This is a genomic window from Streptomyces sp. RPT161, assembly GCF_027533845.1.
Taxonomy (GTDB): domain Bacteria; phylum Actinomycetota; class Actinomycetes; order Streptomycetales; family Streptomycetaceae; genus Streptantibioticus_A; species Streptantibioticus_A silvisoli_A.
In genome coordinates, this window is the sequence record NZ_JAPZVN010000020.1 from 69,106 (window position 1) to 92,506 (window position 23,401).

Consider the following 23,401-nt stretch of genomic DNA (forward strand, 5'->3'; position numbering starts at 1 on the left):
GCGGAGGTCAGCCGCGCTGGGCCGGAACGAAGGGCCGCGCCGGGGCCAACGCGTCCCAGCGGACGGTCACCTCGCCCTGCCGCCAGCGCGCCGGGCCGTCGGTGAGGGGCCAGCCCGCGGTCCGCAGCGCCTGGACGGAGCGGATCCAGCGCTGCCGGGCGCCCAGCGCGCCGAAGGGCGCGGCGGCCGCCCAGGCCCGGTCGAACTCGGTGAGGAACGCGTGCACCGGCTCGCCCGGCACATTGCGGTGTATCAACGCCTTCGGCAGCCGCTCGGCCAGATCGGACGGCCACTCCAGCGAACCCAGCCGGGTGGCGAACGTCACCGTGCGCGGCCCCTCCGGGCCGAGCGCCACCCACACATGGCGGCGGCCTATCTCGTCGCACGTCCCCTCGACCAGCAGCCCGCCCGGCGCCAGCCGATCGCACAGCCGCGCCCAGACCGCGGCGACCTCGGCCTCGCCGTACTGCCGCAGCACGTTCGCCGCCCGTATCAGCGTCGGACGCCGCCCGGCGGGAAGCGGGACCTCGAAGCCGCCCCGGACGAAGCGCAGCCCCTCCCGGGCGTAGGGCGCGGCGGCGGTCACCCGCGCCGGATCTATCTCGATACCCACGACCTCGGTGTCCGTACGCACCGTACGCAGCCTGGTGAGCAGTTCGACGGCGGTCCAGGGCGCGGCGCCGTAGCCCAGGTCGACGACCACCGGATCCCCGCTCCGGCGCAGGGCCGCGCCGAAGGTGGCGGCTATCCAGCGGTCCATGCGGCGCAGGCGGTTCGGGTTGGTGGTCCCCCGGGTGACGGTGCCGATGGGGTTCATGGGGGCCTTCGGGTACGGGGGCGTGGCGGGCTGACGATTCAGGGTAATTGGCCGCTCCCGCACCGCCGCCGCCAGCCGTCGGGCGACGCCACTTCAGCCACGCCGCCCTCCGTGCGGATAACGACTTGGCAAAGCGGAAATGCCCGCCCCGCCGCCGCCGTTACACGACAGACGCAAGAGGACCGAGGGAGGCACCGTACGGTGAACCACCAGGTGGCCCACGCGCCCCGGCTGGGCGCGCAACGTCTGCGTGCCCGAGCGCACATGCCACGACGGCTGCGCCGTGCGGGAACCCCGCGCCGGATAGCGATGCTCAGCGTCCACACCTCCCCGCTCCACCAGCCCGGCACCGGCGACGCGGGCGGTATGAACGTCTACATCGTGGAGCTGGCCAGACGCCTCGCCGAGTTGGGTATAGAGGTCGAGGTCTTCACTCGCGCCACGACCGGCGGCCTGCCGCCGGTCGTCGAGCTGGCGCCCGGCGTCCTGGTACGGCACGTCGACGCCGGACCGTACGAGGGGCTGGCCAAGGAGGAACTGCCCGCCCAGCTGTGCGCCTTCACCCACGGCGTGATGCAGGCGGAGGCCTCACAGCGGCCCGGCTACTACGACCTGGTCCACTCGCACTACTGGCTCTCCGGCCACGTCGGCTGGCTCGCCGCCCAGCGCTGGGGCGTACCCCTGGTGCACGCCATGCACACCATGGCCAAGGTGAAGAACGCCGCGCTCGCCAAGGGCGACACCCCCGAGCCCGCGGCCCGGGTGATCGGGGAGACCCAGATAGTGGCGGCGGCCGACCGGCTGATCGCCAACACCGAAGAGGAAGCCGAGGAACTCGTCCGGCACTACGGCGCCGCCCGCGAGAAGGTCGCCGTCGTCCACCCGGGCGTGAACCTCGACCGCTTCCGCCCGGCGGACGGCCGGGCTGCCGCCCGCGCCCGGCTGGGCCTGCCGCCGGATGCGGTGATTCCGCTGTTCGCCGGGCGGATACAGCCGCTCAAGGCCCCCGACGTGCTGGTCCGCGCGGTCGCCGTACTACTGGACGAGGACCCCTCGCTGCGCGAGCGCCTGGTGGTCCCGGTGGTCGGCGGCCCCAGCGGCAGCGGCCTCGCCAAGCCGGAGCGGCTGCACAAGCTGGCCGCCCGGCTCGGCGTCGCCGATGTCGTACGGTTCCAGCCGCCGGTCGACCAGGACCGGCTGGCCGACTGGTACCGGTCGGCGAACGTGCTGGTCATGCCCTCGTACAGCGAGTCCTTCGGACTGGTCGCGATCGAGGCCCAGGCGTGCGGCACGCCGGTGATAGCGGCGGCGGTCGGCGGCCTGCCGGTGGCGGTGCACGACGGGCGCAGCGGCTTCCTCGTCTCCGGACACGATCCGGCCGACTACGCGCGGCTGCTGCGCCGCTTCGTCGACCAGCCGCGGCTCACCGACGAACTGGGCGCCGCCGCCGCACACCACGCCCGCGCCTTCGGCTGGGACGCCTCCGCCGCGGCGACCGCCGACGTCTACGCGGGCGCGACCGCCCGACGCCGCAAGGTGTAGGCGGGTCGCCTACGATCAGTACATGAGCGAGCACGACGCAGCCCGCGCGACCTTGGAGCAGGCGCTGAAGGACGCCGGGCTCGAATGGGACACGCCGGACGGCGCCTCGGGCACGTACGTCGTGCAACTGCCCGGCACGCGCAAGCTGTCGACCACCTGCTCGCTGGTGGTCGGCCGCCACACGCTCTCCGTGAACGCGTTCGTGGTACGCCGTCCCGACGAGAACCACGAGGTGTTCTACCGCTGGCTTCTGGAGCGCAACACCCGTATGTACGGGGTGAGTTACGCGATCGACCGGCTCGGCGACGTCTACCTGGTCGGCCGGCTGCCGCTGGCCGCGGTGACGGCGGAGCAGGTCGACCAACTGCTGGGCGCGGTGGTGGAGAACGCGGACGGCAGCTTCAACACCCTGCTGGAGCTGGGCTTCGCGTCAGCGATCCGCAGGGAGTACGCATGGCGTACCGCCCGCGGTGAGTCCACCCGCAACCTGGAGGCGTTCACCCATCTGACGCGGGACGTGTAGGGCCGGCCCGGCGCACCCCGCGCGGGCAGGGCACCAGCGGATTTCGATTAGGCTCACATCCATGGCTGCTGCTCCGTACAAGCTGATCTTGCTCCGCCACGGCGAGAGCGAGTGGAACGCGAAGAACCTGTTCACCGGCTGGGTGGACGTGAACCTCACCGAGAAGGGCGAGAAGGAGGCGGTCCGCGGCGGTGAGCTGCTGAAGGACGCCGGCCTGCTCCCCGACGTCGTACACACCTCCGTGCAGAAGCGCGCCATCCGCACCGCGAACCTCGCGCTGGAGGCCAGCGACCGGCACTGGATCCCGGTGCACCGCTCCTGGCGTCTGAACGAGCGCCACTACGGCGCCCTACAGGGCAAGGACAAGGCGCAGACGCTGGCGGAGTTCGGCGAGGAGCAGTTCATGCTCTGGCGCCGCTCCTACGACACCCCTCCGCCGCCGCTTGAGGACGGCTCCGAGTTCTCGCAGAGCGACGACCCGCGCTACGCGTCCATCCCGAGCGAGCTGCGCCCGCGCACCGAGTGCCTCAAGGACGTCGTCGCCCGCATGCTGCCGTACTGGTACGACGCCATCGTGCCGGACCTGATCGCCGGGCGCACCGTGCTGGTCGCCGCGCACGGCAACTCGCTGCGCGCCCTGGTCAAGCACCTCGACGGCATCTCCGACGCCGACATCGCGGGCCTGAACATCCCCACCGGCATCCCGCTCGCCTACGAACTGGACGCCGACTTCCGCCCGATCACCCCCGGCGGCACCTACCTCGACCCGGAGGCCGCCAAGGCCGCCATCGAGGCGGTCAAGAACCAGGGCAAGAAGAAGTAGCCCCGTGCCCAAGTGAGTTGGGCCGCAGTGGAGTCGGCCCCAGCCATCCGGCTGGGGCCGACTCCGTCAATGGGTTCGTCTTCTTCCTGCGTCAGCCGCAGGACCCTCCGCACTGGCACGGGCCGCCCGACTGGCATCCGCAGCTGCAACCGGGACCGCAAGCGCATCCACTCATCAACACCCTCCTTGGTGTGGAGCCCGAGCTACGTGCCAAACACACGTGCTGGCGCTCAGTGAACGCTCGCACCCCCCGGCGCATCAAGGGCGCGTGGCGCAAGTTTCCGACGCGCCGTCCGCGCCCTCGCGCTGCCGGGTCAGGAGCCGTCCGTGGCGGAGGACTGCGACGAGGTCAGCTCGTCCGCGTGCTCACCGGTCACCAGGTAGACGACCCGGTTCGCCACCGACACCGCGTGGTCGGCGAAGCGCTCGTAGTACCGACCGCACAGCGTCACGTCGACGGCCGTCTCGATGCCGTGCTGCCAGCGGTCGTCCAGCAGGTGCTGGAAGAGGGTGCGGTGCAGCTCGTCCATGCGGTCGTCGTCCGCCTCCAGCTGCAGGGCGGCGTCCACGTCCTTCGAGACGATCACCTCGGCCGCCTTCGCCATCAGCCGCTGCGCGAGCTGGCCCATCTCCAGCACCGTGCTGTGCAGGTCGCGCGGCACCGCGGACTGCGGGTAGCGCAGCCGGGCCAGCTTGGCGACGTGCCGGGCGAGGTCCCCGGAGCGCTCCAGGTCGGCGCTCATCCGCAGGGACGTCACGACGATCCGCAGGTCGGTGGCGACCGGCTGCTGCCGGGCGAGCAGGTCGATGGCCCGGTTCTCCAGTTCGCGCTGGAGATCGTCCACCCGCTCGTCGGAGGCGATCACGTTCTCGGCGAGCTTGAGGTCCGCGTCCAGCAGCGCGGTGGTGGCCCGCCCGATCGCAGAGCCGACGAGCCGGGCCATCTCGACCAGGCCGTCGCCGATCGAGTCCAGCTCCTCGTGGTAGGCGTCCCGCATCAGTTTTCCTCTCTTGCAGCCGCGCCCGTATGGCGGTACGAGTCTCGGCCACCCACGGTGCTTCGTACACGCGTCCCGGCCGGGCACCCAGAGTGAACCGATCCCGACACCACGGTGAACTCTTGGCAACGAGTGTTCGAGTCCATCCCCGGAAGGCTGTGGACCAGTCATTCCACCCGCCTAGTCTTGACGACATGGACGTGAACGCGGCAATCGCCGCAGCCAGTGCGATCGGCGGTGTGTGTACCGGTGCCGCCGCCGTGCTGGCCTTCCGCTGGAGCGAGCGCGAGCAGGCGCGTCCGACCCGTACCTCGCTGCACACCGAGGCGGTGCTGCCGCCCGGTGTGGACACCGTGCTGTCCGTGCTCCGCTCCTCCGCGGTGGTGCTGGACGAGGGCGACACGGTCGTCAAGGCCAGCTCGGCCGCGTACGCGCTGGGGCTGGTCAGGGGCGGCCGGCTGGCCGTCGACCGGATGCTCCAGATGGCCAGGGAGACCCGGCGGGACGGCGAGATACGGCAGGTCGAGCTGGACCTGCCGCGCCGCAGCGGGCGCGGCGAGCCCCTGGCGGTCTCCGCCCGGGTGGCGCCGCTCGGCTCCCGGCTGGTGCTGCTGCTGGTCGAGGACCTGACCGAGGCCCGCAGGATCGAGGCGGTGCGACGGGACTTCGTCGCCAACGTCAGCCATGAGCTGAAGACCCCGGTGGGCGCGCTCTCCCTGCTCTCCGAGGCCGTGATGGACGCGGCCGACGACCCGGAGGCGGTCAACCGCTTCGCGGGCCGGATGCAGGTCGAGGCCACCCGGTTGACCAGCCTGGTCCAGGAGATCATCGACCTGTCGCGGGTGCAGAACGACGACCCGCTGGAGGACGCCGAGCCGGTCGCGGTGGACGACCTGGTCGCCGAGGCCATCGACCGCTGCCGCCACCCGGCCAACACCAAGCAGATCACCATGGCCACCGTGGGCGCCCCCGACCTGTACGTGTGGGGACACCGCGGCCAGCTCGCCGCCGCGCTCGGCAACCTGGTCGAGAACGCGGTCAACTACAGCCCGGCGCGTACCCGCGTCGGCATCGCCGGACGCCGGGTCCCGGCACCGGGCGGCGATCTGATCGAGATCTCCGTGACCGACCAGGGCATGGGCATCTCTCAGGCCGACCGGGAGCGGATCTTCGAGCGGTTCTACCGCGTCGACCCGGCGCGCTCGCGCGCCACCGGAGGCACCGGCCTCGGCCTGTCGATCGTCAAGCACGTGGCCGCCTCGCACGGCGGGGAGGTCACCGTGTGGAGCGCCGAGGGACAGGGCTCCACGTTCACCCTCAGGCTGCCGGAGGCCGGGAGCGCCCGACCCTCCGACCGCCGCGACGACGCCGCGGGCACATCGGACGCCGACGCGCCCGACGACGGTGCCGGGCATCGCGTACCGCCTGGCGAGCCGTACGCGACCACCACCCCAACCCCGACCCATGCAACCCCCCATCCTGCTCCGGAGGTCCTTCCGTGACCCGAGTGCTCGTTGTCGAGGACGAGGAATCGTTCAGCGACGCACTGTCGTACATGCTCCGCAAGGAAGGCTTCGAGGTGGCGGTCGCGGCCACCGGGCCGGACGGCCTTGAGGAGTTCGAACGCAACGGCGCCGACCTGGTGCTGCTCGACCTGATGCTGCCCGGTCTGCCCGGCACCGAGGTCTGCCGCCAGCTGCGCAACAGGTCGAACGTCCCGGTGATCATGGTCACCGCCAAGGACAGCGAGATCGACAAGGTCGTCGGGCTGGAGATAGGAGCCGACGACTACGTGACCAAGCCGTTCTCCTCGCGCGAGCTGGTCGCCAGGATCCGCGCCGTGCTGCGCCGCCAGGGCGAGCCGGAGGAGGTCGCCCCGGCGGCCCTGGAGGCAGGGCCGGTCAGGATGGACGTCGACCGGCACGTCGTCACGGTCTCCGGCGGCAAGGTGGACCTGCCGCTCAAGGAGTTCGACCTGCTGGAGATGTTGCTGCGCAACGCGGGCCGGGTGCTGACCCGGATGCAGCTCATCGACCGGGTCTGGGGCGCCGACTATGTCGGGGACACCAAGACCCTGGATGTGCACGTCAAGCGGCTGCGGGCCAAGATCGAGCCGGACCCTGGCGCGCCGCGCTACCTGGTGACGGTCCGCGGCCTCGGCTACAAGTTCGAGCCGTAGACCACGGCGGCCGATACGCGGAAGGGGCGCCCGGAGTGATCCGGGCGCCCCTTCCGCGTATCTGTGCGCGGGTTCAGCGCAGGGCCGACGCGGAAGCGCTCGGCGCGCCGGACTCACCCGGCGTGCCCGGCTTGCCCGAGGCGCCCGGCTTCGTCGAGGCCGAGCCGGACGGGTGGGCCGAGGGCGCGCCGGAGGCGGGGGTCGACGGGGTCGCCTCGACGCCCGGGCCGAACGGCTGGAAGTAGTGCGTGGCCGGGGTGACCTGCGGGGCGAGGCTCACCTGGCCGGTGCTGCTGAAGTTGAAGACGGTGCTCTGGAAGTTGCCGGGGGTGATGCCCTGGCTGCTGGACAGCATGGCGGTCGGGTTGCCGCTGCCGCCGAGCGTGACCGAGCCGTTCGCCGGGATGTTGATCGGACCGGTCTTGCCGTCCGTGCCGGTCAGCTTCACCTGCTGCGCGGCGCCCTCGACGGTGATCCCGGTGAGCTGCTCCGGGCTGCTGCCGTTGTTGAAGACGCGGGCGGTGACCGTGGCAGGTCCCGTACCGTTCGGCTCGGTGATGATGTAGGCGTTCTGGATCTTGATGTTGCCCACGGACGTGGCGACGGAATCCGGCTTGACCTCGAGGGTCTGCGAGTCGCTACCGGCCCCGCAGGCGGCGGCGAACGGGGCGAGGGAGAGAGCGAGAACGGCGGCGACAGCGCCGCGTCGAAGGCTGCGGCTCACGGCGGCGGCATCTCCTTGGACGACTTGGACGAGTTACGGCGGCGGGCTTCGGCGGCCGTCGCGGTGCCCGGTGGCGCCGTGTAAAGCCGCACTAAGGATCTTCCAGCGCGCTTAGGTTACCGAGCCGCCGATGCGGTGCCGCACCCGGCCACCCCTTCGCGGCCCCGCCTCACCCACGCGGCGGTTGAACGGCCGCCCGTGGGACCGCCCCGGGAGGAGCCGCGCGGCGGTCCCCCAGCGGCCCGTGAACGGATTGCGTTCGCTGATTCCCAAGGGGTGATTGCGGTGCTTGTCCGGCGGATGTCCAGCGCTTGTCCGGCAGCTGAAGATCAATCCGAAGATCAATTCTGTCGGCTGTACCACTAGACCGGTTATCGGAATCTGTCCAAATGTGGATCACCCCCGGGAGCGCTAATTCGCCATTTCGTGCGGGGAGGGTGGTGTGGAAGGTGTGAAGGGGGCCGGGAACGGCCCGAACCGGTCCGTGGTTCGGTGTCCGATCTCCGAACGGAGTAGCGGAAGTGCACTCATGAGTGGGTGGCAAAGCGGGACGAAACGCCCCTCGATCGGAGCTTCCAGGCGTGTAACGTGCGCGTTTCGACTCGCCCGTACAGCCGCTCCGACCTGCGGATACCTGCCCAGAACCGTTCCCTCCAGCACGATCCGGTCGCACTTGTCAAGCCCTGAGATATGCCCTGACCTGCGAAAACGCCATTCAGATGAGGCCGTTCCCGTGTTACCCTGGATAGCCACGGAAGGGGTACCTGTCACATGACGTTCAAGGTTGGCGACACCGTGGTCTATCCCCATCACGGGGCCGCGCTGATCGAGGCCATCGAAACTCGCCAGATCAAAGGCGTGGACAAGACCTACTTGGTGCTCAAGGTCGCCCAGGGCGACTTGACGGTACGTGTGCCCGCGGACAATGCGGAGTTCGTCGGCGTACGCGACGTGGTCGGTCAGGACGGGCTGGATCGGGTCTTCGAGGTGCTGCGCGCGCCGTACACCGAAGAGCCGACCAACTGGTCCCGTCGCTATAAGGCAAATCTGGAGAAGCTCGCCTCCGGCGATGTCATCAAGGTCGCTGAGGTCGTGCGCGACCTGTGGCGTCGTGAGCGGGAGCGTGGGCTGTCGGCCGGCGAGAAGCGCATGCTCGCCAAGGCCCGCCAGATCCTCGTCAGCGAACTCGCGCTGGCCGAGAACACCAACGAGGACAAGGCCGAAGCGCTCCTCGACGAAGTTCTCGCGTCCTGACGCCTGGGGGTCCGGGGGGCAACCCCTGGGACACCCAGTCTGCCGCGGTGCCCGGTCTCGTAGCCGGGCGCTGCGGCATGTTTGTCAGGTCCGCCGCGGCCCGGGATCCGGGCGTATGGCGTACACCGACATCTGGCATGCTGAGCGCGTACGTACGACGCGCCGCTGCGCGCGCCGTGCGTGCCGGGCCCGGGCAGCCTGCCCCGCGTCGGCGGGGGTGTGCCACTGCGGCTTCACGGAAGGGGTCCGCGGTGACACCGTGCCCGGCACGTTGAGGCGATACCCAACTCGGCCAAGGACGCAAACCTGACTCCCACCCCGCTGCCCGCGACCCCGCCCGCGCCGCGAGCGGTCGCGGCCGTCATCCCCGCCGCCGGACGAGGCGTCCGGCTCGGCCCCGGCGCGCCCAAGGCGCTGCGCACCCTCGGCGGCATCCCGATCCTGGTGCACGCCGTACGGGCGCTCATCCGCGCCCGCGAGGTCTCCCTGGTCGTGGTGGTCGCCCCGGCGGACGGCGTGGCCGAGGTGCGCGGCCTGCTGGACACCCACGGCCTGCCCGAGTCCAAGGAGATAAAGGTCGTCGCGGGTGGCGACACCCGCCAGGACTCGGTGCGCCTGGGACTGGCCGCCCTTCCCGGCGACGTGGACGTCGTCCTGGTGCACGACGCCGCCCGCCCGCTGGTGCCGGTCGAGACGGTGGACGCGGTGGCCGCCGCGGTGCGCGCCGGAGCCCCCGCCGTGGTGCCCGCGCTGCCGCTGGCCGACACCGTCAAGGAGGTCGTCCCCGAGCCCGGCGGCGGCCCGGAACCGGTGGTGGGCACGCCCGAGCGGGCCCGGCTGCGCGCGGTGCAGACACCGCAGGGGTTCCGTCGCGATGTGCTCGCCGAGGCGCACGAGAAGATCGCGTCCAACGGCGACGGCGCAACCGACGACGCCGGCATGGTCGAGCGGCTCGGCGTCGAGGTCGTGGTCGTGCCGGGCCACGAGGAGGCCTTCAAGATCACCAGGCCGCTTGACCTGGTGCTCGCCGAAGCGGTGCTCGCCCGACGGAGGGCCAGCGATGCCTTCTGACGTTCCGGTGATCCCGCGCATCGGCGTCGGCACCGATGTGCACGCCTTCGAGGAGGGGCGCGAGCTGTGGGTCGGCGGGCTGCGCTGGGACGGCGAGCCCTACGGCCTGGCCGGTCACTCCGACGCCGACGTGGCCGCACACGCCGCCTGTGACGCGCTGTTCTCGGCTGCCGGGGTCGGCGACCTCGGCGCGCACTTCGGCACCGACCGCCCGGAGTGGGCCGGTGCCTCCGGGGTGGCGCTGCTGGCCGAGGCGGCGCGGATCGTCCGCGCGGCGGGCTACGAGATCGGCAACGTCGCCATCCAGGTGATCGGCGTCCGACCGAAGATCGGCAAGCGGCGTGACGAGGCGCAGCGCACGCTGTCCGAGGCGATCGGCGCCCCGGTCTCCGTCAGCGGCACCACGACCGACGGCCTCGGCCTGACCGGCCGCGCCGAGGGCCTGGCCGCCATCGCCACCGCCCTGGTGCTGCCCCGCGCCTGACGCCCCGTCAGTGTTGCGTCCGTACGGGTGTGGAACACGGTGGATCGTACGTGTCGTACCACTTCGTCCCGGTATGCCGGGGTACGTACACAACGGCCCGACGTACCACGCCCGAAGGGGACCGCCATGGCAGCCGCACTCTCCGACGACCTGAAGAAGCTCCTCGACAGCCCGGTCTTCGTCGTCCTCGCCACCATCCAGCCGGACGGCAGCCCGCAGCTCTCCCCGGTGTGGTGCAAGCGCGACGGAGACGACGTGCTGATCTCGACGACCATCGGCCGCCGCAAGGAGAAGAACATGCGGCGCGACCCCCGCGTGACCGTCCTCGTGCAGCCCTCCGACGCGCCGTACACGTACGCCGAGATCCGCGGCGAGGCCATGCTGACCACCGAGGGCGGACCGGAACTGATCGAGGAACTCTCCCGCAAGTACACCGGCAAGCCGTACGCCGAGTTCAACCCGGCGTCCGTGAATGACGCCCAGCGGGTCGTGGTCCGCATTACGCCGCGCAAGGTCGTGGGAAGCATCTGAGCCGCCGGGCGCGTTCACACATTTCGGTACGGCGGAAAACACGGTCGGGATCGCTCGCCACTACCCTCGAACGAGAGCGCTGACGCGCCCGCCGTCACATTCTTGTGTCCCCGCGGTCCTATTGGACGCAGGGCACCCCGTCACGCCCACTACCCTTGTTGCCGTGACTATTCGCCTGTACGACACCAGCGCCCGCCAGGTCCGTGACTTCACCCCGCTCGTGCCGGGCTGCGTCTCGATCTACCTGTGTGGTGCCACCGTGCAGGCCGCCCCGCACATCGGGCACATCAGGTCGGGGCTCAACTTCGACATCATGCGGCGCTGGTTCGCCTACCGCGGCTATGACGTGACGTTCGTCCGCAACGTCACCGACATCGACGACAAGATCCTGGCCAAGTCGGCCGAGCAGGGCCGCCCGTGGTGGGCGATCGGCTACGAGAACGAGCGCGCCTTCACCGCGGGTTACGACGTGCTGGGCTGCCTGCCGCCGACGTACGAGCCGCGGGCGACCGGCCATGTTCCCGAGATGATCGAGATGATGCGCGAGCTGATCGAGCGGGGACATGCCTACGCCGCCGACGGCAACGTGTACTTCGACGTGCGCTCCTTCCCCGGCTACCTGTCCCTGTCCAACCAGGAGCTGGACAACCTGCGCCAGCCGGAGGGCGAGGGCGAGACCGGCAAGCGCGACCCGCGGGACTTCGCCATGTGGAAGGCGGCCCGCCCGGGCGAGCCGAGCTGGCAGACACCGTGGGGCCCCGGACGGCCCGGCTGGCACCTGGAGTGCTCGGCGATGGCCCACAAGTACCTGGGCTCGGCGTTCGACATCCACGGCGGCGGGATCGACCTGATCTTCCCGCACCACGAGAACGAGATCGCACAGGCGGTGGCCTGTGGAGACGAGTTCGCGCGGTACTGGGTGCACAACGCCTGGGTCACCATGAGCGGCGAGAAGATGAGCAAGTCGCTGGGCAACTCGGTGCTGGTCTCCGAGATGGTCACCCGGTGGCGGCCCATCGTGCTGCGCTACTACCTGGGGTCCGCGCACTACCGCTCCACGATCGAGTACAGCGAGGACGCGCTGCGCGAGGCGGAGGCGGCGTTCGCGCGGATCGAGGGCTTCGTCCAGCGGGTCACCGAGAAGGCGGGGGAGGTCATCCCTCCCGCCGCCGAGGTGCCGCCCGCCTTCGCCGAGGCGATGGACGACGACCTCGGGGTTCCGCAGGCGCTCGCGATCGTGCACACCACCGTCCGCCAGGGGAACTCCGCGCTCACGGCCGACGACAAGGAGTCCGCGGTGGCGCGGCTCGCCGAGGTCCGTGCGATGCTCGGAGTGCTGGGTCTGGACCCCCTGGACGCGCAGTGGGCCGGTACCGACCGTGGTGACGACCTGCACGGGGTCGTCGACTCGCTGGTGCGTCTCGTGCTGGAGCAGCGCGAGAGCGCCCGCGCCCGCAAGGACTACGCCACCGCCGACGCCATCCGGGACCAGCTCCAGCAGTCGGGTCTGGAGATCGAGGACACACCGTCCGGCCCCCGGTGGTCGATCGGCTCGCGGTGAGCGATCACCGCACCCACCGCCCCGCGGAGCCAACGGTTCCGCAGCGGGGCCCGGGGGCCGCAGTGCCCCCGGGATCCACCCCGCCCACAAGTTTTGGCTCGAAGAAGAAGTGAAGGTGCCCCATGGCCGGGAACAGCCAGCGACGTAACCGCCGCACCGCGTCCAAGAAGGGCGCCCAGGTCGGCAGCGGCGGTCAGCGGCGCCGCGGCCTGGAGGGCAAGGGCCCGACCCCGCCCGCCGAGATGCGCAAGGGCCACGTCAAGCAGCGCGCCGCGCAGGCCAAGGCCAAGCGGGCCGTCACCGCCCAGCGGCGCGCGGCGGGCGGCAAGGGCGGCAAGTCCGCGTCCGAGCTGGTCGTCGGCCGCAACCCGGTGGTCGAGGCGCTGCGCGCCGACATCCCGGCGACGGCGCTCTACGTCCAGCAGTACATCGACAACGACGAACGCGTTCGCGAGGCGCTCAAGCTCGCCACCGAGCGCGGCATCCCGTTGATGGAGGCGCCGCGCCCGGAGCTGGACCGGATGACCAACGGCATCAACCACCAGGGTCTGGCGATGCAGATCCCGCCGTACGACTACGCCCACCCCGACGACCTGACGGCCGCCGCCGCCGACCAAGGCGAGGACGCGATGATCGTCGCGCTCGACGGTGTGACCGACCCGCGCAACCTCGGCGCCGTGGTGCGCTCCGTCGCCGCCTTCGGCGGGCACGGCGTGGTGGTGCCGGAGCGGCGCGCGGCGGGCATGACCGCGGGAGCGTGGAAGACCTCGGCGGGCACCGCGGCGCGCGTCCCGGTGGCCCGCGCCACCAATCTGACCCGCACCCTTGAGGCCTACCAGAAGGCGGGCATGATCGTGGTCGGCCTGGCCGCCGACGGCGACGTCGAGCTGACCGAGCTGGAGGCGCTGGACGGCCCGGTGGTGATCGTGGTCGGCAGCGAGGGCAAGGGCCTGTCCCGACTGGTCGGCGAGACCTGTGACCTGCGGGTGCGGATCCCGATGCCGGGCGGCGCGGCCGAATCGCTGAACGCCGGTGTAGCGGCGGGCGTCGTGCTGTACGAGGCGGCTCGCCGCCGGGCACAGGCGTAGCTCTTGCCCCGCGGGTCCGGCGGCGGCGCGGTCGGTTAATGCGACGGCCGCCGGACCGGTCGGCCAAGATCCGCGTTTTGACTGGAACTTTGACGGGCCTCGGACACCGCACCGGCCGTCAGGCAGTGTCCTAACCGGGCGTCACTCGGTTAGATGAGTGTGGATACCAGAACACCCCGCTCATCCACGGGGGGACGGTCACCCGGGTTCGAAGAGGACGTGCTCAACACGGTGCGGGTCCCGAGCGATCCGGCCCAGGTCATCGTCAACCACGCCAGTTTCCGGGTGAAACTCGGCGCGAGCGCGCCCGAGCCGAAGTACGACCCCGCCGACGACACCACCCCGATCCCGGTCATCCCGACATCAGTGCGCTCCGCGGCGGAAGCCCGCATGCCGCGCAGGCGCCGTGCCGCGCCCGTGGTGTGGTCCGGGCACACCGACGGCGATCCGGCGGCCACCCAGCTCCTCCAGGCGGTCCGCGGCGCGGGCGGCACCCAGTTGCTGCCCAGGGTCGGTGAGCGGCTGCACGACGAGGACCTGGACGACGGCATGCCGCCGGTGCGGCCCGCGGTCGTGGCGCCCCGGTCACCGGTCGTGGGCGGCCCCGCTCCGGGTGAGGCTCCCGGCGGCGTACGGCCGCCGCGCGACGGCCACGACGAGTACGGCACGCCGCCGCACGGCGCCTCGTACGACGAGGTGTACGACGACGAGCAGGACGAGTACCTCGGCCGCGCCGACCGCCGGGACCGCAGGCGCGGGGAACCGGTTCGGCACGCCTGGTATCCAGGGCGCCGAATGAACCTCGGCGTGGTCCTGCTCCCGCTGCGGATCTTCCTCGGCTTCATCTCCATCTACGCCGGCCTCGGCAAGCTCTGCGACCCGGTGTACTTCGACGGTGGCGCGCGCGGCTCGATGGTCCACTGGCTGCACGCGCTGCACCCGTGGTCGGTCGCCGAGCCGCTGCGCGCCACGGCGCTCGCCCACCCGGTGGGCGCCGGGCTGACGGTGGCGTTCCTCCAGGTGACCGTCGGCGTGCTGACGATCATGGGGCTGTGGCAGCGGGTGGCGGCGAGCTTCGGCGCGCTGCTGTCGGTGGCGCTGCTGGTGACCGTCAGCTGGCGGACCGTTCCGGTCTACGACGCGCCGGACATCATCTATCTGGCCGCCTGGAGCCCGCTGGTCATCGCGGGCGCCCCCGTCTACTCGGTGGACGCCAAGCTGGCGGGCGAGGCCTGGCGGCGCCTCGGTCCGCGTGCCCCGCTGTGGGACCTGCGGCGGTACGTGCTGCGGCGCGGCATCGTGCTGGCGACCTTCGCCGCGGGCGGCACGCTGGTGCTGGGCGCGGTGCTGGGCAGCGCGGTGCGTGCCTCGCACACCCACCTCGTGCCCCCGACGGTCCCGAGCGACCTGCCCACCAACGACCTGCCCGGCTCGCCGCTGCCGCAGGCGCCGGACACCGGCGTTCCGTCGCCGCGTCACTCGCTGCTGCCCGGCGCAGGGCGCTCCAAGTCACCTTCCGCGGGCGCGAGTTCGTCCGCGGCCACCGCGGGCACCCCGGGGGCGTCCGCGACATCGGGGGCCGGGACCACGGCCGGTACGTCGCACCTGGGTGGTACGGCTGGCCGTCACCGGGTGCCCACCCAGGACCAGACGGTGCAGGCTCCGCACGACTCCGCTCCGGCGCCGCGCTCCGAGCCCGCCAACCCGCCTCCGTCCAGCGGCGGTTCGTCGACCGGCGGCTCGTTGGGCGGCCTGCTGGGCAGCAAGCCGCCGACCGGTTGGCTGCTGGGCATGCCGGGCGAGCGCAGGGCACAGTCGAACAACGGCATCGCCTGAGCGTCAACACGAGGCCGCGCAACCCAGTCGGGTTGCGCGGCCTACGTGTTGGCGGTTTGACGCGTCCTCGGTACTTAATGCGTCAGGCCGACGTGGTGCCCGACTGGGTGAGTTCCTTCGCCGCCTCGGTGAGGTCCTTCGCGGTGTCGATGGCCCGCCAGTAGGCGCCCTGCGGCAGCGGGAAGCCGGCGAGCCGCCGCTCGCGGGCGAGCTGCGGGAAGGTGGTCCGCTCGTGGTCGCCGCGCTCCGGCAGCAGTTCCGCGAACTCGGGAGCGAACACGTACAGCCCCGCGTTGATCAGATACGGGGACGGCGGAGCCTCGATGAAGTCCAGGACGTGTCCGAACTCGTCGGTCTCGACGGCGCCCCAGGGGATGTTCGGCCGGGCCAGTGCGAGCGTCGCGGTGGCCGCCCGCTCGGCGTGGAAGTCGGCCATGGCGCGCAGTGAGAAGCGCGTCCAGATGTCGCCGTTGGTGGCGTACCACGGCTCCTCGGGGCGCGGCAGGGCGGCGGCCGCGTACTTCAACCCACCGCCGCGGCCCAGCGGTTCCCGCTCCACCACCGTGGTCACCTTCAGCGGCAGGTCGGCCGAGTCCAGCCACTTCTGCAGCACTTCGGCGAGGTGCCCGCAGGAGACGACGACGTCGGTGACGCCCTCGGCGGCGAGCCAGTCGAGCTGATGGCCGATGATCGGGGTCCCGGTCCCGGGAATCTCGACCATCGGCTTGGGCCGGTCGTCGGTGTACGGCCGCAGTCGCGAACCCTGGCCACCGGCCAGGATGACCGCCTGGGTGACCGGGGCGTTGGAGATGGCACCTGTCGTCATGCTGCGCACGATACGGGCTCGGTATAACGCTGGGCAGGCTTCGCGTTAACACCGGTTGACGACAAGGCCGCCTGGTCACCCCGGGGTTGGTCAGCGGATCGAGGCGACGCCGGAGGCGAAGGAGGTGTCGCACACCGGCCGGGACCACGCCTGGGCCCGCCGACCGGCCGACGAAGCGCCGTACAGGCGGGTGTACTTGGCGACGGCGGCCTGGCCGAGGGCGCGTGCGAGGTCGGCGCAGTAGCGGGCGAGCGACGGCTTCCTGGCCATCTCCGTCTGGAGGTCGGTCAGCGCGACGCCGGGGTTCCGCTCCTGGAGCTCGGCGAGGAGGCGACGGCGCAGCACATCCTGCGCGGCCGTGCCGGACTCCGTGGTGCCGCGGTGGGAGGAGGCCGTGAGCACTTGCGCGTCGGAGGGCGAGGCGGCCCAGGGAACGCGGGTGACGGCGAGGGTCCCGGACAGTACGAGGACGACCGGGAGCACGAGTGCGAGAGTCTTGCCGATACGGCGAGCTGCCTGGTTCACGACGGTGATGGTAGCGAGGGGTGATGATTTGGCGACATTTAGTCACCCTTACGAGTGATGCAAGTCCCTGGATCGGGGGTTGTTGATTGACGCGTGCCCCTCGGAAAGCCCCGCCACGTCTGGCTATTTGTCGACAGAGCCGGTGATCGCCCCGGCACTCGCCGATGTGGGCCCGTACGGCGGATCGACCCTACGGGCCCACGCCCGGCTCAGTCGCTCAGCCGCTCGCCGGACGACGTCGAGAACACGTGCGTCTCGCCCGCGCGCGGTACGACGTGCAGTACGTCGCCCTTCATCGGCACCTGGCGGCCGCCGACCCGGACCACGATGTCCTTGTGCTCCCCGCCGATCTCGGCGGTTCCGTAGACGTATCCGTCGGCACCGAGTTCCTCGACCACGTTCACCGTGACGGCGACGCCCGCCGGTTCGTCCTTGGCGAGGGACTGCGCCTCGCCGCTGACGATGTCGAAGTGCTCGGGCCGTACCCCGACCGTCACCGTGCGGTCGCCCTTCTCGGCGGCCGCCGCGATGGCCTCGCGGTTGACCGGCACGATGCTGTTGCCGAACTTCACTCCGCCGTCGGTGATCGCCACCTCGACCAGGTTCATGGCGGGGGAGCCGATGAACCCCGCGACGAACAGGTTCGCCGGACGGTCGTACATGTTGCGCGGCGAGTCGATCTGCTGCAGCAGCCCGTCCTTGAGCACGGCGACCCGGTCGCCCATCGTCATGGCCTCGACCTGGTCGTGCGTGACGTAGACCGTGGTGGTCCCCAGCCGCCGCTGCAGCCCGGCGATCTGAGTGCGGGTCTGCACCCGAAGCTTGGCGTCGAGGTTCGACAGGGGTTCGTCCATCAGGAACACCTGCGGCTCCCGCACGATCGCCCGCCCCATCGCGACCCGCTGCCGCTGGCCGCCGGAGAGCGCCTTCGGCTTGCGTCCCAGGAACTCGGTGAGGTCGAGGATCTTCGCCGCCTCCTCGACGCGGGTCCTGATCTCCGCCTTGTTCACTCCGGCGATCTTGAGCGCGAACCCCATGTTGTCGGCGACGGTCATGTGCGGGTAGAGCGCGTAGTTCTGGAACACCATGGCGATGTCCCGGTCCTTCGGCGGCAGATGCGTGACGTCGCGGTCCCCGATCCGGATCGCGCCGTCGTCGACGTCCTCAAGCCCCGCGAGCATCCGCAGCGACGTCGACTTGCCGCATCCGGACGGCCCGACGAGTACCAGGAACTCGCCGTCCGCGATCTCGATGTCCAGCTTGTCGACGGCCGCCCGCTCCGCGCCGGGATAGATACGGGTCGCCTTTTCGAACGTGACAGTGGCCATGGTGCAGATCCCTTCACCGGCAGGAACGTGCCGGACGATCCGAGTAAAGGTCTAGTCCACGAAGCGTGGACTGCCCGTGACGCTACCCCCCGCCCGCCCACTTGTCAGCGCCCGGAACCCGCGTTTTCCTGCCCGATCTGTGTGGCCACCCGCCCGCCCCTTGGTACCCTTCTCGTGGCCCCAGCCGTCCATCCGGCAGGGCCAAGCCTCCTTAGCTCAGCTGGCCAGAGCACCGCTCTTGTAAAGCGGGGGTCGTCGGTTCGAACCCGACAGGGGGCTCTTGGCGGAATGACGCCTTGGCCCGTGACCTTGTAGGTCGCGGGCCTTGTGTTTGTCGCGGCTCCCCTGGGGCACCTCCCGTCCCGCCGCTCATCCGCGTGCGCGGCGCGGTAGAGGGTGGGTTCGGTGAAGGGGCGGGTTACCAGGGTGAGGCCTACGGGGAGGGCGTCGAGGTGCCGCAGGGGAGGGCCAGGGACGGATGGTGGGTGGCGTTGAAGGGCGAGGTGTCGGCGAACATTTCCGTTGCTCGGGTGCGCCACTGGGCGACCGACGCGTCGGCGGGTGGGAGTGGCTCCGCCTTCCGCGGGGTGGTGGGCATGAGGAGCAGGCCCACCTGCTCAAGTGCCTTGTCATAGGCGGCGCGTGGGCGGCGGACTTCTTCGGCGCGAGGGATACCTCGGTCACGGAGACCGTGCGGACCGGTCCAGGCGGAGACTTGCAGGCCTGCGGCTAGGAAGGGGGCGCGCCGCCGGGGGGAGGCCTTAGCATCGGCCGGGAATGGATCGGGCGGCGGGAGGTCGGGATGGGCGCGGCGTTCGACGCGGGCAGGGTCCGGGAGGCGGTGCGCGAGTACGCGCTGTCGTTGCCGGAGGCGCGGGAGGAGTTCCCGTGGGATGGCTCGGTCGCCAAGGTGAACAAGAAGATCTTCGTCTTCCTCGGTCCTGACGAGGGTGAGGGGCCGCTCCGCTTCACGCTCAAGCTCACGGATGAGGATGTGCACGCCGATGCCCTGGCCGTTCCTGGCGCTGAGCCCGCGGGATACGGACTCGGCAAGTCCGGTTGGGTGACAGTGCCCTTCAGCGACGGCATCCCGCCGCTGGAGGTGCTCTGCGACTGGATCGAGGACAGCTACCGGGCGGTCGCCCCGAAGCGGCTCGCCGCCCACTTGGACGCATCGCGCCCGCAGTAGGGCCCTCGGCGGGTCCGTCCGGCCCTCATCCGCCCGGGTCGCCGCTGCCACCGCTCCGGCCGCCGTTGCCACCGCCCCGCCTGCCGCTGTTCCCGCCGCTGACCCGGCTGCCGTCGCCGCGACCCCTCGCCGCCGCGGCTGCTGGCCCCTCCCGGCCCGCCGCGCCGTCCCCGCCCGTCCCTCGCATCCCGGCACCCTTCCCCGACCACTCCCGCCGCTCCCGCGCCGCCAACCCGCCTTCGCGTCGGTCACGTGGAAACCTGATTCCAAAACCAAATTCCGTAGCGTTCGCTCGGGAAGTGCCCTACGCTACTTCTGTAGCGACCACTAGAAAAGCGAAGGGGGGTGCCGCCATGAGCGCGCTCGCAGGCAGGACGGCGCTGATCACCGGCGGCAGCAAGGGCATCGGGCGGCCCATCGCGGAGCGGCTCGCGCGGGACGGGACGCGGGTCGCGGTGCATTACGGCCGCGACGAACAGGCAGTGCCAGGGGCGTGCCCCTCACCGGTACTCGCGCGCCGCGTCCTCCAGCATCCGTGCCACCGACAACCGGAGATCGAAGTGGCGGGCGATCCACGGTGCGTCGTAGCCCTGGGTGGCGAACACCCAGGCGACGTGGAGGCGGTTGAGGCTCGGTGCGTCGGGACCGGAGAGCGTGGCGTCCAGGGCGTCCGCGGGAAAGCCGGTCAGTGTCGTGGCCGGGAACCACGGTTCCTCCGTCACGAGCAGCACCGGATCGAACACCCGGACCGTGCCGCGCCGACGCCGCCGTGCGACGCCGAACAGGGCGACCGAGACCATGGCGGCGCCCGCCACCGCGACGACGGCGAACACCGCGCCGGTCGAAAGTCCCTCCGGGCTCGGCAGGAGGACCAGTGTCGTGAGCGTCATCCCGGCCACCACCATCCCGGCCCGAAACCCCGTCACCTTGGTGATGCCCGGCAAGGCACGGCCTTCATGCGCGGTCATGGCCGTTCGTCGTCGCCGGGGGAAGCGGAGAGGGGGCTGTAGCTGTAACCGACCTGGCGGACCGTCGCGATCAACTGGCGGTGACCCGCTCCGAGTTTGCTGCGGAGGCGAGCGATATGCACATCGACGGTACGGGTGTCGCCGACCGCGGGCTGGTTCCACACGGCGGCGATCAACTGGGCGCGGCTGTGCACCCGTCGGGGGTGGACGACCAGATGCGCGAGGAGTTCGAATTCCAGATACGTCAGCTTGAGCACCCGGCCGTCGATCGAGGCCACTCGGCGTTCGGTGTCAACGGTCAGGCCTGGGGCTGAGGACACCTCCGGGACAGGGATGGTCCGCACCATGGCGGCGGCCGAGGGGGCGGCGGCCCGGGGCGCGTCGGTCGCCGGGATGTCCCGGAAGGGCGGTATGAAGACGGCGCGACGGCGGTGGGCTCGGGGGTAGCGGACGGGCATCGGTGCTCCTTGAGGCCCTGGGGGCTGTTGGGACGGTTCAGGCGGCTACGGCGCGGGGCCCGGGCGGGGACGGGGGCCGCACGTCCGTCGCGGTCCAGCGCACGTCGTGTACGCCAGGCTGGAGGAACAGCCGGGAGACCAGGGGCTCCACGGCCGGGGCGGGTGCGCCGTGCACGGTGACCGTGGCCTGGAACTTGACGGTGTTGTCGGCGAGTTGGGCTCGAAGCCCCTCGTACCGCAGGCCCGAGGTGGCGAGGGCATCGCTCAACAGCGCGCGGATCCGTCCCTCCTGGCGTACGTCGCACGCCAAGTGCAGGGTCACCGACGAGCGTTGGCAGGCGCCGTGCGGCAGGGTGGCGGCGCGTGCGGTCGGCCGGAGCGCGGTGACGACCGGGCTGTGCAGTGGGGCGTCGGCGATCCGGTTGAGCGCGTCGGCGAGGAAGCGCCGCAGGCGCGTGGTCGACGAGGGGCGTAGGAAGCGGACGGTGGTGATGGTCGCGGTCATGCTGATGACACCTCCCGAGGAGTTCGGGGAGATCGAAGGAAGGCAAGGGGGATGAGCGGGTTCAGTGGGAAGCGTGCGCCGCCGCTTCGGTGATGCGATGGGCGGCGGTCGGCGGCAGTTGGGCGAACCGGGTCAGCCAGTGGGCGTCGTAGCCCTGGCGGGCCAGGACGTACGCGGCGTGCACCAGCCGGTCGTAGACGGGGCAGCCGAGTGCGCTGGCGGTCGAGGTCGGAGTGTCAAGCAGGTAGTCGCGCTCCACGCCGTCGGACAGCGCGAGGCGGACGGTGCGGGTACGGCGAAGGGTCAGTACGGTCATGGAGGTCACCTCCGGGGAGGGGGACACGAGGGCATGACGGTGCCCCCGCGGCACGCGGGGAGATCGGTCAACGTGCTGTGGTGCGCAGCGAGCCGTGAGCGGGTCGGTGCGGTGGTCGACGGAAAGGGGGCGCTAGCGGTCGGCGGCAGAGCGCGCGGAACGCGGCGCCGGACACGGCGAGTACGCGCGCGGAGCGGGCCGGGTGTGCGGCTGACTATGGCCCGGAGTACTCGGGCTGCTCGACGTACTGCTACTGCGATCCATGTCTTTCGCCTCCTTCCGGCCGGGGCCGCGCATGGTGCGCGTCATCATCGACTCGGCAGGAGCGGACCGGCCCGCATGACCGACCGGCTCACCCCAACTCGTCAGAGCTTTGGCACTTCACGGCGTAGTCCCCCGTGGGGGCAGCCACTTGGGATCACCCCTTAACTCGGGGAGACCTGTCCTGATCCGGAGCGTCTCTCGACGGGTGGGATCAGTGGCCTGTGTCCGTGAAGACGCCTCACCGAACGAGGTGCCTCCTGTTGGAACCATCGGCAGTATACGCAGCTACTTGCGTATTGACGCAAGTAGCGTCAGGAGCGCGTCAAGGCGCGCGGGTGATCAGGGGCGGTCCAGCGTGCTCGCCGCGCTCCCCAGGGAACGCGGCGAGGCCGCCGGGCTGTCCGGGCGGGACGCCCTGGCTCACGTGCCGCCAGCGCACGGTGTGCGGCGCGAGTGCGCTGAAGGCGAGCGGCAGCCCGGGTATGGGTGGGGCTACAGCAGTACGACCGAGCGCAGCACCTCGCCCTTCGTCATCTTGTCGAACGCCGCCTCGACACCGTCCAGCGCGATCGTCTCGGAGACGAACGCGTCCAGATCCAGTCGTCCCTGGAGGTAGAGGTCGATCAGCATGGGGAAGTCGCGGGACGGCAGGCAGTCGCCGTACCAGGAGGACTTGAGCGCGCCACCGCGCCCGAACACGTCCAGCAGCGGTAGTTCCAGCTTCATCTCGGGAGTTGGTACACCGACCAGGACGACCGTGCCGGCCAAGTCCCGTGCGTAGAAGGCCTGTTTGTACGTCTCCGGGCGGCCGACCGCCTCGATCACCACGTCGGCGCCGTTGCCGTCGGTCAGCTCGCGGATGGCGTCGACAGGGTCCTGGGAACGCGAGTTGACGGTGTGCGTGGCGCCCAGTTGTTGGGCGACGGTGAGCTTGGTGTCGTCGATGTCGACGGCGATCACCTTGGCCGCACCAGCCAGCCGGGCGCCCATGACGGCCGCGTTGCCCACGCCTCCGCAGCCGATGACGGCCACCGAGTCGCCCCGGGTGACCCCGCCGGTGTTGATGGCCGCGCCAAGGCCGGCCATCACCCCGCAGCCCAGCAGCCCGGCGGCGGCCGGGGAGGCGGCCGGATCGACCTTTGTGCACTGCCCGGCCGCCACCAGCGTCTTGTCGGCGAACGCCCCGATGCCCAGCGCCGGGGACAGCTCGGTGCCGTCCTCCAGGGTCATCTTCTGCCGGGCGTTGTGGGTGTTGAAGCAGTACCAGGGCCGACCGCGCCGACAAGCGCGGCACTGGCCGCACACCGCACGCCAGTTGAGGATCACGAAGTCGCCGGGCGCGACGTCGGTGACGCCCTCGCCCACCGACTCCACCACGCCCGCGGCCTCGTGCCCGAGCAGGAAGGGGAACTCGTCGTTGATACCGCCCTCGCGGTAGTGCAGGTCCGTGTGGCAGACCCCGCAGGCCTGGACCTGTACCACCGCCTCGCCGGGGCCCGGATCCGGCACGATGACCGTCTCGATCCGCACCGGTTCGCCCTTGCCCGGGGCGATCACACCACGTACCCGCTGTGCCATGCGGCTCCCCTTA

Annotated in this window: 25 protein-coding genes, 1 tRNA gene, 1 pseudogene and 1 riboswitch; of the genes and pseudogenes, 15 read left to right on the forward strand and 12 right to left on the reverse strand. The window is 71.2% G+C overall.

Annotated features, from left to right (window positions below):
- Positions 1-7 precede the first annotated feature (7 nt).
- Positions 8-817, reverse strand: a complete 810-nt coding sequence (locus tag O5O46_RS28430) for a class I SAM-dependent methyltransferase (protein WP_269858469.1) — start codon at positions 815-817, stop codon at positions 8-10.
- A gap of 264 nt (positions 818-1,081) precedes the next feature.
- Here O5O46_RS28430 and mshA point away from each other — a divergent pair, with 264 nt between their 5' ends.
- The 3 genes from mshA (at position 1,082) to O5O46_RS28445 (ending at position 3,705) form a co-directional block, all read left to right on the forward strand.
- Complete coding sequence (gene mshA, locus O5O46_RS28435) at positions 1,082-2,359, forward strand: D-inositol-3-phosphate glycosyltransferase (protein ID WP_269858515.1); 1,278 nt, start codon at positions 1,082-1,084, stop codon at positions 2,357-2,359.
- Positions 2,360-2,381: 22 nt separating this feature from the next.
- Positions 2,382-2,882, forward strand: coding sequence for a YbjN domain-containing protein (locus O5O46_RS28440; RefSeq protein WP_269858470.1), 501 nt, complete (start codon positions 2,382-2,384; stop codon positions 2,880-2,882).
- Positions 2,883-2,943: 61 nt separating this feature from the next.
- A complete protein-coding gene (locus tag O5O46_RS28445; protein WP_269858471.1) occupies positions 2,944-3,705 on the forward strand; it encodes a phosphoglyceromutase in 762 nt (253 codons plus the stop codon).
- A 314-nt stretch (positions 3,706-4,019) separates the two neighbouring features.
- On the opposite strand, the gene phoU is transcribed toward O5O46_RS28445, so the two are convergent.
- Positions 4,020-4,703 (reverse strand): phosphate signaling complex protein PhoU, encoded by a 684-nt coding sequence (gene phoU / locus O5O46_RS28450; protein WP_269858472.1) that lies wholly within the window; start codon positions 4,701-4,703, stop codon positions 4,020-4,022.
- 194 nt (positions 4,704-4,897) lie between these two features.
- On the opposite strand from phoU, the gene O5O46_RS28455 reads away from it, so the two are divergent.
- Together O5O46_RS28455 and O5O46_RS28460 are read left to right on the forward strand one after the other, a co-directional pair.
- On the forward strand, positions 4,898-6,205 hold the full coding sequence (locus tag O5O46_RS28455; RefSeq protein ID WP_269858473.1) for a sensor histidine kinase: 1,308 nt from the start codon (positions 4,898-4,900) through the stop codon (positions 6,203-6,205).
- Entirely contained in the window at positions 6,202-6,882 is a 681-nt protein-coding gene (locus O5O46_RS28460) for a response regulator transcription factor (RefSeq protein WP_269858474.1), read from the forward strand. Before O5O46_RS28455 ends, O5O46_RS28460 begins: the two co-directional genes overlap by 4 nt.
- A 73-nt stretch (positions 6,883-6,955) precedes the next feature.
- On the opposite strand, the gene O5O46_RS28465 is transcribed toward O5O46_RS28460, so the two are convergent.
- A complete protein-coding gene (locus tag O5O46_RS28465; RefSeq protein ID WP_269858475.1) occupies positions 6,956-7,606 on the reverse strand; it encodes a hypothetical protein in 651 nt (216 codons plus the stop codon).
- Between the two features lie 771 nt (positions 7,607-8,377).
- Between O5O46_RS28465 and O5O46_RS28470 the strand changes: the two genes are divergently transcribed.
- The 7 genes from O5O46_RS28470 (at position 8,378) to O5O46_RS28500 (ending at position 15,431) form a co-directional block, all read left to right on the forward strand.
- Positions 8,378-8,860 (forward strand): CarD family transcriptional regulator, encoded by a 483-nt coding sequence (locus O5O46_RS28470; RefSeq protein WP_222975880.1) that lies wholly within the window; start codon positions 8,378-8,380, stop codon positions 8,858-8,860.
- A gap of 306 nt (positions 8,861-9,166) precedes the next feature.
- Entirely contained in the window at positions 9,167-9,931 is a 765-nt protein-coding gene (gene ispD, locus O5O46_RS28475) for a 2-C-methyl-D-erythritol 4-phosphate cytidylyltransferase (RefSeq protein WP_269858516.1), read from the forward strand.
- Complete coding sequence (ispF, locus tag O5O46_RS28480; RefSeq protein WP_269858476.1) at positions 9,921-10,415, forward strand: 2-C-methyl-D-erythritol 2,4-cyclodiphosphate synthase; 495 nt, start codon at positions 9,921-9,923, stop codon at positions 10,413-10,415. The genes ispD and ispF overlap by 11 nt, the downstream gene beginning before the upstream one ends.
- A gap of 126 nt (positions 10,416-10,541) precedes the next feature.
- Positions 10,542-10,946 (forward strand): PPOX class F420-dependent oxidoreductase, encoded by a 405-nt coding sequence (locus O5O46_RS28485; RefSeq protein ID WP_269858477.1) that lies wholly within the window; start codon positions 10,542-10,544, stop codon positions 10,944-10,946.
- Positions 10,947-11,109: 163 nt separating this feature from the next.
- Entirely contained in the window at positions 11,110-12,507 is a 1,398-nt protein-coding gene (gene cysS, locus O5O46_RS28490) for a cysteine--tRNA ligase (protein WP_269858478.1), read from the forward strand.
- A 122-nt stretch (positions 12,508-12,629) separates the two neighbouring features.
- The gene (gene rlmB / locus O5O46_RS28495; RefSeq protein WP_269858479.1) at positions 12,630-13,595 is read left to right on the forward strand and encodes a 23S rRNA (guanosine(2251)-2'-O)-methyltransferase RlmB; all 966 of its coding nucleotides are present in this window, start codon (positions 12,630-12,632) and stop codon (positions 13,593-13,595) included.
- A gap of 153 nt (positions 13,596-13,748) precedes the next feature.
- Positions 13,749-15,431: a DoxX family protein gene (locus O5O46_RS28500; protein WP_269858480.1), complete on the forward strand. Its 1,683-nt coding sequence runs from the start codon at positions 13,749-13,751 to the stop codon at positions 15,429-15,431.
- A gap of 82 nt (positions 15,432-15,513) precedes the next feature.
- Here O5O46_RS28500 and O5O46_RS28505 read toward each other — a convergent pair whose 3' ends face one another.
- The 3 genes from O5O46_RS28505 to O5O46_RS28515 all read right to left on the reverse strand — a co-directional run bounded on the left by O5O46_RS28505 (position 15,514) and on the right by O5O46_RS28515 (position 18,110).
- On the reverse strand, positions 15,514-16,257 hold the full coding sequence (locus O5O46_RS28505; protein WP_269858481.1) for a nucleotidyltransferase family protein: 744 nt from the start codon (positions 16,255-16,257) through the stop codon (positions 15,514-15,516).
- Between the two features lie 90 nt (positions 16,258-16,347).
- On the reverse strand, positions 16,348-16,782 hold the full coding sequence (locus tag O5O46_RS28510; protein WP_269858482.1) for a hypothetical protein: 435 nt from the start codon (positions 16,780-16,782) through the stop codon (positions 16,348-16,350).
- Between the two features lie 209 nt (positions 16,783-16,991).
- Positions 16,992-18,110 carry an ABC transporter ATP-binding protein gene (locus O5O46_RS28515; protein ID WP_269858483.1) on the reverse strand — a complete coding sequence of 373 codons (1,119 nt, stop codon included), beginning with the start codon at positions 18,108-18,110 and terminating at the stop codon, positions 16,992-16,994.
- A gap of 205 nt (positions 18,111-18,315) precedes the next feature.
- Here O5O46_RS28515 and O5O46_RS28520 point away from each other — a divergent pair.
- Positions 18,316-18,389 (forward strand) — tRNA-Thr (locus O5O46_RS28520).
- A 154-nt stretch (positions 18,390-18,543) separates the two neighbouring features.
- Here the strand turns inward: O5O46_RS28520 and O5O46_RS28525 are convergent.
- Entirely contained in the window at positions 18,544-18,708 is a 165-nt protein-coding gene (locus tag O5O46_RS28525; RefSeq protein ID WP_269858484.1) for a hypothetical protein, read from the reverse strand.
- A 204-nt stretch (positions 18,709-18,912) separates the two neighbouring features.
- Here O5O46_RS28525 and O5O46_RS28530 point away from each other — a divergent pair, with 204 nt between their 5' ends.
- Together O5O46_RS28530 and O5O46_RS28535 are read left to right on the forward strand one after the other, a co-directional pair.
- A complete protein-coding gene (locus tag O5O46_RS28530) occupies positions 18,913-19,299 on the forward strand; it encodes an MmcQ/YjbR family DNA-binding protein (protein WP_269858485.1) in 387 nt (128 codons plus the stop codon).
- Positions 19,300-19,652: 353 nt separating this feature from the next.
- Positions 19,653-19,781 (forward strand): annotated as a pseudogene (locus tag O5O46_RS28535) (SDR family NAD(P)-dependent oxidoreductase); the annotation flags it as partial.
- An 18-nt stretch (positions 19,782-19,799) separates the two neighbouring features.
- Here the strand turns inward: O5O46_RS28535 and O5O46_RS28540 are convergent.
- The 5 genes from O5O46_RS28540 to O5O46_RS28560 all read right to left on the reverse strand — a co-directional run bounded on the left by O5O46_RS28540 (position 19,800) and on the right by O5O46_RS28560 (position 23,388).
- Positions 19,800-20,267 carry a hypothetical protein gene (locus O5O46_RS28540; RefSeq protein WP_269858518.1) on the reverse strand — a complete coding sequence of 156 codons (468 nt, stop codon included), beginning with the start codon at positions 20,265-20,267 and terminating at the stop codon, positions 19,800-19,802.
- The gene (locus O5O46_RS28545; protein WP_443072646.1) at positions 20,264-20,725 is read right to left on the reverse strand and encodes a winged helix-turn-helix domain-containing protein; all 462 of its coding nucleotides are present in this window, start codon (positions 20,723-20,725) and stop codon (positions 20,264-20,266) included. Before O5O46_RS28545 ends, O5O46_RS28540 begins: the two co-directional genes overlap by 4 nt.
- Before the next feature lie 37 nt (positions 20,726-20,762).
- Positions 20,763-21,230 carry a hypothetical protein gene (locus O5O46_RS28550; protein ID WP_269858486.1) on the reverse strand — a complete coding sequence of 156 codons (468 nt, stop codon included), beginning with the start codon at positions 21,228-21,230 and terminating at the stop codon, positions 20,763-20,765.
- A 61-nt stretch (positions 21,231-21,291) separates the two neighbouring features.
- Positions 21,292-21,546 (reverse strand): hypothetical protein, encoded by a 255-nt coding sequence (locus O5O46_RS28555; RefSeq protein ID WP_269858487.1) that lies wholly within the window; start codon positions 21,544-21,546, stop codon positions 21,292-21,294.
- 349 nt (positions 21,547-21,895) lie between these two features.
- A riboswitch (M-box (ykoK) riboswitch) is annotated at positions 21,896-22,067 on the reverse strand.
- 235 nt (positions 22,068-22,302) lie between these two features.
- Positions 22,303-23,388: an S-(hydroxymethyl)mycothiol dehydrogenase gene (locus tag O5O46_RS28560; RefSeq protein WP_269858488.1), complete on the reverse strand. Its 1,086-nt coding sequence runs from the start codon at positions 23,386-23,388 to the stop codon at positions 22,303-22,305.
- Positions 23,389-23,401 lie beyond the last annotated feature (13 nt).